This window comes from Serratia fonticola (genome assembly GCF_001006005.1).
GTDB classification, from domain to species: Bacteria; Pseudomonadota; Gammaproteobacteria; order Enterobacterales; family Enterobacteriaceae; genus Chania; species Chania fonticola.
This window is the reverse complement of sequence record NZ_CP011254.1, coordinates 5,711,484-5,723,225: the sequence shown is the minus strand read 5'-3', so window position 1 is coordinate 5,723,225 and position 11,742 is coordinate 5,711,484. Positions and strand designations below refer to the sequence as shown.

Genomic DNA, 11,742 nt, shown 5'->3' with positions numbered 1-11,742 from the left:
GTTCCTAGTGCGCGCCCTATCTGGGGTGGCAAGGTTGTCAATAAGCGCGATGAGATTTTGCTGATTTTGTGAAAATCCCGATCGTTTGCCGCTTTATTAAACGTTAGAAAAAAACCGCATATTGATCTGCTTTTATATTCTTAAAAACGGTTTAGATCGGCTTTTTTGATCGAAAACGGATAAATAGGTATTTATCTTATACGCTTAGTTGCACCGGCGGCGGAAACATCGCCCCCGGTACGTTATGGCAGTTTCAACCCTGATGCTGGGTATGCACCATGTAGTTCACATCAACGTTGCGGCCCAGCTTGAAATGGTCGGTGATCGGGTTGTAATGCAGGCCGATGATATGTTTTTCACGCAGCTCGGTGCCGTCGACCCAACCGATCAGTTCAGAAGGGCGGATGAACTTCTTATGATCATGGGTGCCCTGTGGCACCATCTTGAGCACGTATTCAGCGCCGATGACCGCCATCAGCCAGGCTTTGGTATTGCGGTTGATGGTGGAGAAGAACACGTGGCCGCCCGGTTTGACCAGATGTGCACAGGCCCGCACGACGGAGGCCGGGTCTGGGACGTGCTCGAGCATCTCCATACAGGTGACGATGTCATACTGTTGTGGATGAGCTTGCGCATGGCTTTCTACCGTTTCTTGCACGTAGGTCACCTGCATACCGCTTTCCAGCGCATGCAGTCGCGCCACCTGGAGCGGTTCTGCCCCCATATCCAGCCCGGTCACCAACGCACCTTCACGTGCCATGCTCTCTGCCAGAATGCCGCCGCCGCAGCCAACGTCGAGCACTTGTTTGTCAAAAATGCCTCCTGCGCGCTGCATGATATAATTCAGACGCAGCGGATTGATCCGATGCAGCGGCTTGAACTCACCTTCCAGATCCCACCAGCGCGAGGCGACAGCTTCAAATTTGGCGATTTCCTGGTGATCAACGTTTGGCGCGTGACGGGATGATTCAGCATTCATGGGCGTTATTAGCTCCTGGTTCTCTTATGGTGCAGATTATACATGTTCCGGTACGCTTGGCGCAGCGCTGTTGTTATCGAGGCAATTGTTATCGAGGCAATTTTCGCCCGCAGGGCAGCACATTTCAGTGAAACAGTGCCGGTAATTTCCCCGTAAAGCGCGCTTTGTGATATAGTTTTACACCTTTGGCACTACGCCAAGGCAGATGAATCATTCAGTATGAGGGATAGCAGCTCCATGAGCGACCTTGCCAGAGAAATCACACCGGTAAATATCGAAGAAGAGCTGAAAAGCTCGTATCTGGATTACGCGATGTCCGTTATTGTCGGCCGTGCGTTGCCAGATGTTCGTGATGGACTGAAGCCGGTGCACCGCCGCGTTCTGTACGCGATGAATGTACTGGGTAACGACTGGAATAAACCATACAAGAAATCGGCCCGTGTCGTTGGGGACGTGATCGGTAAGTATCACCCGCATGGTGACAGCGCGGTGTATGACACGATCGTCCGTATGGCCCAACCGTTTTCGTTGCGTTACATGTTGGTGGACGGCCAGGGTAACTTCGGTTCTGTGGACGGCGACTCCGCCGCAGCAATGCGTTATACCGAAGTTCGCATGTCGAAAATCGCCCACGAACTGCTGGCGGATCTGGAAAAAGAGACCGTCGACTTCGTGCCAAACTATGACGGTACCGAGCAGATCCCGGCCGTTATGCCAACCAAGATCCCGAACCTGCTGGTCAACGGCTCGTCTGGTATCGCTGTGGGCATGGCGACCAACATTCCGCCGCATAACCTGTCTGAAGTTATTAATGGCTGTCTGGCCTATATCGAGGATGAAAACATCAGCATTGAAGGGCTGATGGAACACATCCCAGGCCCGGACTTCCCGACGGCGGCAATCATCAATGGCCGTCGTGGTATTGAAGAAGCCTACCGTACCGGCCGTGGCAAAGTGTATCTCCGCGCCCGTGCCGAGGTAGAGGCGGACGCTAAAACCGGCCGCGAAACCATCATCGTGCATGAAATTCCTTATCAGGTGAATAAAGCGCGCCTGATCGAGAAAATTGCCGAGCTGGTGAAAGAGAAACGCGTTGAAGGCATCAGCGCGCTGCGTGACGAGTCTGATAAAGACGGCATGCGCATCGTGATTGAAGTCAAACGTGACGCCGTGGGTGAAGTGGTGCTGAATAACCTGTATTCGCTGACTCAGCTACAGGTCACCTTCGGTATCAACATGGTGGCACTGCATCAGGGCCAGCCAAAGTTGCTGAACCTGAAAGATATTCTGCGTGCATTTGTGCGCCACCGCCGTGAAGTGGTGACCCGCCGTACCATTTTCGAACTGCGTAAAGCCCGCGACCGCGCCCATATCCTGGAAGCGTTAGCCATTGCGTTGGCCAACATCGACCCGATTATCGAACTGATCCGCCGCGCGCCGACTCCGGCAGAAGCGAAGATTGCGTTAATCGCGCAACCTTGGGATTTGGGTAACGTTGGGGCGATGCTGGAACGTGCCGGTGACAACGCTGCACGCCCAGAGTGGCTGGAGCCAGAGTTCGGTATCCGTGACGGTAAATATTACCTGACCGAGCAACAGGCCCAGGCGATCCTGGATCTGCGCTTGCAGAAACTGACCGGCCTGGAGCACGAGAAGCTGCTGGACGAGTATAAAGAGCTGCTGAACATCATCGCTGAGCTGATCTTTATTCTGGAAAACCCAGACCGCTTGATGGAAGTGATCCGTGAAGAACTGGTGGCCATGCGCGATCAGTTCGGTGACGCTCGCCGTACCGAAATTACCGCCAACACGTCTGATATCAACATCGAAGACCTGATCAACCAGGAAGATGTGGTCGTGACATTGTCGCATCAGGGCTACGTGAAGTATCAGCCTCTGACCGACTATGAAGCGCAGCGTCGCGGTGGTAAAGGCAAGTCAGCCGCCCGTATTAAAGAAGAAGACTTTATCGATCGTCTGCTGGTGGCCAACACCCACGACACGATCCTGTGCTTCTCCAGCCGTGGTCGCCTGTACTGGATGAAGGTGTATCAACTGCCTGAAGCCAGCCGTGGAGCACGTGGCCGGCCAATCGTCAACCTGTTGCCGCTGGAAGCCAACGAGCGTATCACCGCCATTCTACCGGTACGTGAATACGAAGAAGGCCGCCATGTGTTCATGGCTACCGCTAGCGGTACCGTGAAGAAAACCGCATTGACCGAGTTCAGCCGCCCACGCAGCGCTGGCATCATCGCCGTTAACCTCAACGAGGGTGACGAGCTGATTGGTGTTGACCTGACCGACGGCAGCAACGAAGTGATGCTGTTCTCTGCCAACGGTAAAGTGGTGCGCTTCCCTGAAGGGCAGGTGCGCTCGATGGGCCGTACCGCTACCGGCGTACGCGGTATCAACCTCGGCGAAGGCGATCGTGTAGTTTCGCTGATTGTTCCACGCGGTGAAGGCGATATCCTTACCGTGACGCAGAACGGCTACGGCAAGCGTACTGCGGTAACGGAATATCCGACCAAATCGCGTGCGACCCAAGGGGTTATCTCCATCAAGGTCAGCGAGCGTAATGGCCAGGTTGTTGGGGCAGTGCAGGTAGAAACTACCGACCAAATCATGATGATCACCGATGCAGGCACGCTGGTGCGTACCCGTGTCGCGGAAGTCAGCGTGGTTGGCCGTAACACCCAGGGTGTTACCCTGATCCGTACTGCGGAAGACGAGAACGTCGTCGGCCTGCAGCGCGTCGCTGAACCGGTTGAAGATGAAGAGCTTGATAGCCTTGAACCGGGCGCAGAAGAAGCGGAAGAAGATACCACACCACTCGATGAGGGTGATGAGGATACCGGCGCCGTAGACGATGTGGATGACGAGAACGCCTAAATAGCACGGCCCTGGCCGTATAATCTGGGTGGATCAAAAAGGGCTTGGCAGCGATGCTAGGCCCTTTTTCAGTTGTATGGTTTAATTGCTGTAATCACTTGTCGATGCTGCACGGGATCGTTGTTTTGCTATGATTATGCTCGTCACCTCTTACTCTGGCATGGTACCTGCTTGAAATACTTAGCCTCTTTCCGTACCACGTTAAAAATTTCCCGCTATCTGTTTCGGGTGCTGGCGTTCATGCTGTGGTCGCTGGGTGCGCTGCTGACCACGTTTTATATCCTGGATATCGTGCATGAGAAAGAATCGGATATCAGGCAGGAATATAATCTCAACTTTGACCAGGCTCAGGGCTACATTCGCCACTCGGCGGATATCATCCGCGACATCAAATACATGGCGGAAAACCGCCTCAACGGCACGGTAGGGAGCCTCGAGCTGTTCACCGGCATGATGAATGGCAAAGACAGCCAGCCGGAGATGAAGCCACTGTACCCGGAATCCAACTGTGCGCTGAATTCCAACTACCGTGACTCGATCACCTCGTTAAACAGTCTGATCCAATACTGGAAAGAAAACTTTGTCGCGGCCTATGATCTGAACCGGGTGTTTTTTATCGGCAGTGACAGCCTGTGCATGACGGAGTTCGGTAGCAGCAACGGCATCACCGATCGGCAAAACGTGCTCAAGGCGCTCCATGAGCGCATCCTTAAATACCGTAACGCTGCCAACAGCGCGGAGAAAGACAATAACCTTTACTGGATCAGCCCCAGCCAGCAGCGGCCTGATGTAGGTTATCTGTATGTGATGACGCCGGTCTATGTCGGCAACAAGCTGGAAGCGCTGCTGGGGATTGAACAGACGATCCGCCTGGAGGACTTTGTCACCACCAGCAACTTGCCGGTGGGGGTTAATCTGCTGGATGAGAACAACGAATCGGTGCTGCGACTGGCCAATGGCGATCGCTACGCCTCTTCGCTCAATGTTTATCCGCAGGAACACACCTATTTTGGCTATGTCGACAGTTACCAGGATCTAATCATGAAGAAGGCGCTGCCTCCTTCGTCGCTCAGCATCGTGTATTCATTGCCGGTGAAGAGCGTGGTGGAGCGCTTCAAGGTACTGATCCTCAATGCGGTGCTGCTTAACCTGTTGTCGGCAGTGGTGTTGTTCAGCCTGGCGTGGTTGTTCGAACGCAAAATGTTCCTGCCAGCGGAAGAGAATGCCTTCCGGTTGGAGGAGCATGAACAGTTCAACCGCAAAATCGTGGCTTCGGCGCCGGTGGGTATCTGCATTCTGCGCATCAGTGATGGTACCAACATCCTGAGTAATGAACTGGCGCATAACTATATCAACCTGTTGACCAACGAGGATCGGGATCGTATTACACGCATTATCTGCGAACAGCAGGTCAACTTTGTAGATGTGATGACCAGTAATAACAACAATCTGCAAATCAGCTTTGTCCATTCCCGTTACCGCAATGAGGACGTGGCTATCTGCGTGCTGGTTGACGTTAGTGCTCGCGTCAAAATGGAAGAGTCGCTGCAGGAAATGGCCGCGGCGGCAGAGCAGGCCAGCCAGTCCAAATCGATGTTCCTGGCCACTGTCAGCCATGAGCTGCGCACGCCGCTCTACGGGATTATCGGTAACCTGGATCTGCTGCAGACCAAGGCGTTGCCGCAAGGAGTCGATCGCCTGGTCAATGCGATGAACAACTCCTCGGGGCTGTTGCTGAAGATCATCAGCGACATCCTGGACTTCTCCAAGATTGAGTCGGAGCAGTTGAAGATAGAACCCCGTGAGTTTTCTTGCCTCGAAGTCATTACTCACATTGCGGGCAACTACTTGCCGCTGGTGGTGAAAAAGCGGCTCGGTTTGTACTGTTTTATTGAACAAGGTGTGCCTGAACGTATCAATGGCGATCCCGTGCGTTTGCAGCAGGTCTTGTCTAACCTATTGAATAACGCCATCAAGTTTACCGACACCGGCTGTATCATCCTGCAGGTCTGCACCCGTGACAGCTATCTGGAGTTCAGCGTTCGCGATACCGGCGTCGGCATTCCAGAAAAAGAGGTCCTGCGCCTGTTTGATCCCTTCTTCCAGGTTGGCAGCGGGGTGCAGCGCCATTTCCAGGGCACTGGGCTTGGGCTGGCGATTTGTGAAAAACTGATCAACCTGATGGACGGTGATATCGCGGTGGAGTCCGAGCCTGGCCTCGGCAGCCTGTTTACCATTCGCATTCCGTTGTTTGGGGCGCAGTTCCCGACGCCGCAGGCCAGCGATACCTGGCAGGGCAAAAACCTGTGGCTGCAAATTCGTAATCAGCGGTTGGAAAGCTATCTGCAGGCGATCCTTGGCGGCTTCGGTGCCACGGTATTACGTTATGAGGGGCAGCAAACCGCAGCAGGGGATGTTCTGCTCAGCGATTATCCTTTGCAGGTGGATACCCCGCTGTTGGCACAGATTGAATTCTCCATTGCGCACATCGGACCGTCATTGGAAACGCACCCGGGTTACTGGCTGCATAGTACCTCCACGCCACGGGATGCCATCCTGCTGTTGAACCGGTTGTTTGGCGTGGTTACCGAAAGCGATAAGGCGTTGGTGCAACTGCCGTTACCGGTTAAGGCCAATAGTGCCGATAACGGGGATATTCGCCTGCTGGTGGTGGACGATCACCCGATCAACCGGCGCTTGCTGTCCGATCAGCTGTCATCGTTGGGCTATCAGGTGATTACCGCCAATGATGGTGTCGATGCGCTCAGCGTACTGGAACGCAATGCGGTGGATATTGTATTGACTGACGTCAATATGCCGAATATGGATGGCTATGAATTGACACGTTGCCTGCGCCAGTCGAATTTCATTGCCCCGGTGATTGGCGTAACGGCTAATGCGCTGGCAGAAGAGAAACAGCGCTGTCTTGAGGCCGGGATGGATAACTGCCTGTCGAAACCGGTCACGCTGGAGACGCTGGAGCAGTCGCTGGGCTATTACAGTCAACGGGTACGGCGGCTTAGGGCTGAGTCGCAAACGGTATAAATACTAAAGGGCGCCTAAGAGCGCCCTTTAGATTGATAACAATGTTGGTTCAGGGGTGCCGCATGCTGCACCCGTTGAACTTTAGTCTTTATCCAACTGCGTCATACTGACGGAGGAGAGATAGTTGAGCAGTGCGATATCGTTATCAACACCCAGTTTCATCATGGCTGATTTCTTCTGGCTACTGATAGTCTTGATGCTGCGGTTCAGTTTTTTGGCGATTTCAGTCACCAGGAAACCTTCGGCGAACAGACGCAACACTTCACTTTCTTTCGGAGAGAGGCGTTTGTCACCGTAACCGCTGGCACTGATTTTCTCCAACAGCTTCGAGACGCTCTCTGGCGTGAATTTCTTGCCTTTCTGCAATGCGGCCAGCGCTTTTGGCAAATCGGTAGGCGCACCCTGTTTCAGGACGATGCCTTCGATGTCCAGATCCAACACCGCGCTGAGAATGGCCGGATTGTTGTTCATGGTCAGAACGATGATCGACAATTGCGGATAGTGGCGTTTGATATATTTTATCAGCGTAATGCCGTCGCCATATTTGTCACCCGGCATCGAAAGATCGGTGATCAGGACGTTGGCGTCCAGCTTGGACAGATTGTTGATCAGTGCTGTAGAGTCCTCGAACTCCCCAACGACATTCACCCACTCAATTTGCTCAAGTGACTTCCGGATGCCAAACAGTACGATAGGATGGTCATCGGCAATAATTACGTTCAGGTTATTCATGTTGTTGGCTACCTTGCTGCAGCAGTCTACTGACGAAAAAATCAATCTGACTGATGTTATTCTCGATCTTGAGCGCATCACCGTCCGCGATGTGCTGTTCTAACGATTCACACAGAAGCTTTCCGGGAAGCAGATTTAACATAGCAAACACGCCCTTCAGGCGGTGTGCGGTTTGAGACAGCGCTGCAAAATCACCGCTGCCCGCCTCAGTATACAGTTTTTTGATATCGTCGGGTACTGTATCAATAAACAAACCATAGTAATCACTTGATCTCAATTGTTTTTCATACACTTGGGCGCTTTCTGCCAGCGATCCTACAGGGGTTTCTTCCAGCTCTTGTGCCGCCATCTGGTGTTCTATCAAGATCAGAACAGCGTCGATCATGGCATTGTGCAGGTTATAGTTGACGCGAATATAGCCTTTATCAAGCTGTTGCCAGCCCGCTTCATCGCTGGTTAGCAGCAACGTATAGTTGTCGGCCTGCTGCGGGTTATCGGTCAGTAATACATCATATTCCCGGCTGTTTTGGTGCTCCTCGGCCACGATGCAGTTGGCCCCGTAGCCCGCCAGCAGTTGAGTCACGATACGGCGGATCTCGTCGGAGGTGATATCCAGCAGCGCCGTTACTCCATCGAGTAACTTCTCCGTTGCCTGTTCCTCTGTTTTCTCCTGCTCCATAGTGACACGAATGGTATAGCGGGTACCGATATCGATTTTGCTGCGGATATCCAACTGGCCATTGAGTTTTTTGCACAGCTGATTACACAGGAAAAACGTCAGCCCAGAGCCGTGGTCGAAGCGATCGACCAGCGTTTGGCTGAGGAACGGGTAGGTCAGGTTGCTGATTTCCTCATTGGAAATGCCGGTGCCGGTGTCATTGATATGAAATACCAGGTGTTCAGGGCGATCGGCTTCCTGTTCCACCACAAGGGTGATCTTGCCGTAGGCAGTGGTGATGATGGCGTAGCGCAGCAGCAATGAAAGGATTTTGCGCAGTGCGCCAGCATCGCCAATGTACTGTTGGTTGACGTCCAGATTAACGTGATTGAACAGCGCCAGCCCTTTCTGGTTGATGGCTGGCAGCACGTCCAGCAGCAGTTCATCCAGCAGTTCAGTGGGGTTGAAAGGTTGACGTACCGGCTGCCAATCCTGTGTCTCCAGTCTGGTGAGCAGGGTGATATTGTCGATCAGATCCAATACCGATGCCGAAGCCAGGTTGAGTTGTTTAAGCAATGTCTGTTGCTGCTCGGCATCTGATGGTTGGCAAAGGCTTCCGGCCAGTTCGTGCATTTGCCGCACCGGCTGATTCAGCTCGATCCCCAGGTTATGCAGCATCAACTTACGGGCCTGCACATTTTTATCGTATTCGCGGCGGGCCTGTTGCAGCCGCTTGTTCACCATCACTTCTTTATCCTGATCGTTGAGCAGGAACAGATAGGTTTCTGCCGTTCGTTGGCTGCGGAAGATGCGGATCTCATAGACTTCGTTGTTGACCGTCGCCTGGATCACGCCGTGATGCTGCTCCGCCATATGGGCAATTTTGGATAGGCTGAGATGTGGCAACAGGTGCTCGGCGATCTTGTTGCTGGTAATCACGCTGTTATCAGCAAAGTCATAGACCAGTAGCCCGCAAGGCAGGCTGGCGACAATTTCCTGGTTGAGCGAGCGTTGGAGTGCCAGCTCGGCGGCGATATTTTCGCTGGGGCGGATGTATTGCTGGCGGAGGAAATAAATGCCCACCATAGATAGCGTCAGCAACAGCAGATTGACCGCCAGTAGCCAGATGTTATTGCGAAGCAGGTCAATCGCCAGATTGAAAGCTGAAACGCGGTAAATCAGCTGCAACGGCGAGTTGGGCAAGGCAACACTGAATTCAACCCAACTGCCTTTCAGAGCGGCCTGGGCGTTGATTGCCGTTTCGTTCGGCGCCATGCTGTCGTCGATCTCTTCATTATCGGGCAGCAGCAGGAAGTTGGAGCGGGCCATATTAAGCGGAATGATATCGTTAATCGGCAGGTCGAAGGCGATCACCGTGGCCAAATGCCCCGGCTGGTTAAAGGTGGTGCGGATAGAAAACGAGTAGGCGTTCTGGAAGCGCTGTTTGCGCAGGCCGGAAAAACTCTCGCGTTCGTCCAGCATATTGGCCTGTTGCAGCATTTCAGTGCGGCGGTCTGACACCGACGTAGTCAGGTAGTTTTCTTTCAACCGGGAGGTCAGGTCTTTCAGCGATTGGGTCGTCACCAGGCTCAGGCTGTTATCTTGCCCGTTGAGAAAATACATCGCATAGTTTTCGGTCTCGGTTCCCCAGCGGTTATCCAGGAAGTCCGAGATATTGGCAACCGTAGCCAGCGTGGCGTTGTCGTGGTTGCCAAAAATGACCGCATCGGTTTTGCTGCGTCGCTTCTCAACATAATATACATCCGGACGCAGTCGGGTTTCCTGCAGGTTGGTCTCAACAGGAAGCGACGCGGTATTACCAAATTTGTCGTAGATTTGCTCGGTCAGAGAGCGGTAGCTGTCGATACGCTTTTGCAGCATGTTGGCGATGGTGTTGACGGCATGTTTTTTCTCCGTCAGATAGGCGTTGGTGTAGTTATAGCTGTACAACCCAATGGCCATGGCCAGCAGCACGATAAACAGCCAGAAGCTGCGGGTGATGTAGCGGGAGTTAATGGTCAGTTGTCTATCTTGCAACATGGCTACGCATTCCTGAAATTAGCGAGTGACCGCTTTGGCGCTGGCAGTGACGATCAGCAGTAATGCCGCGACACAGGCCAGGGCAAACGTCAGGCTGGAGACCTGGGCGATTAGCCCGATCACTGCCGGGCCAGCCAGAATACCGGCATAACCCACCGTGGTGACCGAAGCGATGGCCAGGTTGGCAGGCATGACGCGTTGGTTCCCAGCCGCGCTAAACAGAATAGGGACCACATTGGATGCCCCGACGCCGACCAGCATAAAACCAATCAAAGAGGCTATGGCGCTGTCTATGGTAATGGCCAGCGCCAGGCCGATGGCCGCGCATAGGCTACCTAGCAACAGCACCTGATATCTGCCCATGGCATTCACCACGCGATCGCCATTTAGCCTGCCGATCGTCATGGCAATGGAGAACAAAGCGTAACCCAAGCCTGCCTGGTTATGATCCATCCCGCGCATGGTGGTCAGGTACAGCGCGCTCCAGTCGAGCATTGAGCCTTCCGCCAGGAACATGATGAAGCACAGTAGACCAATGAACATCACCCAGCCACGTGGCAGAACGAACATTGGGCCTTCTTTATCTCCGCCACTTTCACGCAGCAGGTTTTTACTGGCAATCAGCAGCAGAACCAAAATGGCAACGACGGCGATCAGAGTGGCTTGTAGCGGGCCTAGCCCCAACCATAATAGGGCGCTGACGCCACCCGCACCGGCTATCCCGCCAACGCTGAAGAAACCGTGAAAGCCGGACATCATGGCGCGATTGCTGGCGCGTTCGACCACCACGGCCTGAATATTCATGGCCACGTCAATCATACCCATTGCCGCACCGAACAGCAGTAAGGCTAATGCCATCCCCAAGGTGGAGTCCATCAGCACCAGCAGCGGCAGGTCGATGCATAGGGCGATGCCCGCCAGCAGGATCACGCGTCGACAGCCAAATTTGCCGGTCAATAGCCCTGTCAACGGCATTGCCATGATCGAACCAACGCCGATGCACAGCAGCAGCAGGCCTAATGAGCCGTCATCTATACCGATACGCGTTTTGGCAAAAGGCACCAGCGGTGCCCAGGTGGCCATCGCCAGTCCAGCGATAAAAAAGGCCAGACGGGTAGCATTCTGCTCGGGCACACCGGGCTTAATTTGTTCGTTGCAAGTGACTGTCATGTCGGTATCGGGATCGGCTCTGGATAGTGGCTTAAATGAACCCCTGTTTTTATCACAATCTGTGATCGGGGTCGAAAGGATTCGCGTTAACCGTGTAGCCCATCAGGGGGGAGGAGCTGTGCTAGATCACTCTCTGATGAGAATGAAATAGTTTCTCAAGGTAATAAATATATTGTCGGGGGAATTGATGAGGGATTTATTGCTATTTCGTATGTGATTGCTGACTATT

The 11,742-nt window shown here is 53.5% G+C and carries 6 protein-coding genes; 2 read left to right on the top strand and 4 right to left on the bottom strand.

Annotated elements, in window-relative coordinates:
- Positions 1 to 253 precede the first annotated feature (253 nt).
- The gene (gene ubiG / locus WN53_RS25450; protein ID WP_021178493.1) at positions 254 to 979 is read right to left on the bottom strand and encodes a bifunctional 2-polyprenyl-6-hydroxyphenol methylase/3-demethylubiquinol 3-O-methyltransferase UbiG; all 726 of its coding nucleotides are present in this window, start codon (positions 977 to 979) and stop codon (positions 254 to 256) included.
- A gap of 237 nt (positions 980 to 1,216) precedes the next feature.
- Here ubiG and gyrA point away from each other — a divergent pair, with 237 nt between their 5' ends.
- Positions 1,217 to 3,868, top strand: coding sequence for a DNA topoisomerase (ATP-hydrolyzing) subunit A (gene gyrA / locus WN53_RS25445; protein ID WP_024485995.1), 2,652 nt, complete (start codon positions 1,217 to 1,219; stop codon positions 3,866 to 3,868).
- Between the two features lie 171 nt (positions 3,869 to 4,039).
- The gene (gene rcsC, locus WN53_RS25440; RefSeq protein ID WP_046808381.1) at positions 4,040 to 6,913 is read left to right on the top strand and encodes a two-component system sensor histidine kinase RcsC; all 2,874 of its coding nucleotides are present in this window, start codon (positions 4,040 to 4,042) and stop codon (positions 6,911 to 6,913) included.
- An 81-nt stretch (positions 6,914 to 6,994) separates the two neighbouring features.
- On the opposite strand, the gene rcsB is transcribed toward rcsC, so the two are convergent.
- From rcsB to WN53_RS25425, 3 genes are read right to left on the bottom strand one after another with little or no spacing between them, the layout of a single operon-like run.
- Positions 6,995 to 7,645, bottom strand: a complete 651-nt coding sequence (gene rcsB / locus WN53_RS25435; RefSeq protein ID WP_021178490.1) for a response regulator transcription factor RcsB — start codon at positions 7,643 to 7,645, stop codon at positions 6,995 to 6,997.
- Positions 7,638 to 10,340 (bottom strand): phosphotransferase RcsD, encoded by a 2,703-nt coding sequence (rcsD, locus tag WN53_RS25430; RefSeq protein ID WP_024486724.1) that lies wholly within the window; start codon positions 10,338 to 10,340, stop codon positions 7,638 to 7,640. Before rcsD ends, rcsB begins: the two co-directional genes overlap by 8 nt.
- Before the next feature lie 21 nt (positions 10,341 to 10,361).
- Positions 10,362 to 11,513 (bottom strand): MFS transporter, encoded by a 1,152-nt coding sequence (locus tag WN53_RS25425; RefSeq protein ID WP_024486725.1) that lies wholly within the window; start codon positions 11,511 to 11,513, stop codon positions 10,362 to 10,364.
- Positions 11,514 to 11,742: the final 229 nt, after the last annotated feature.

Bases quoted from the DNA above. Each gene is read 5' to 3' on its own strand.
- gyrA (WP_024485995.1), top strand. From the start codon at position 1,217: ATGAGCGACCTTGCCAGAGAAATCACACCGGTAAATATCGAAGAAGAG.
- ubiG (WP_021178493.1), bottom strand. From the start codon at position 979: ATGAATGCTGAATCATCCCGTCACGCGCCAAACGTTGATCACCAGGAA.
- rcsB (WP_021178490.1), bottom strand. From the start codon at position 7,645: ATGAATAACCTGAACGTAATTATTGCCGATGACCATCCTATCGTACTG.
- WN53_RS25425 (WP_024486725.1), bottom strand. From the start codon at position 11,513: ATGACAGTCACTTGCAACGAACAAATTAAGCCCGGTGTGCCCGAGCAG.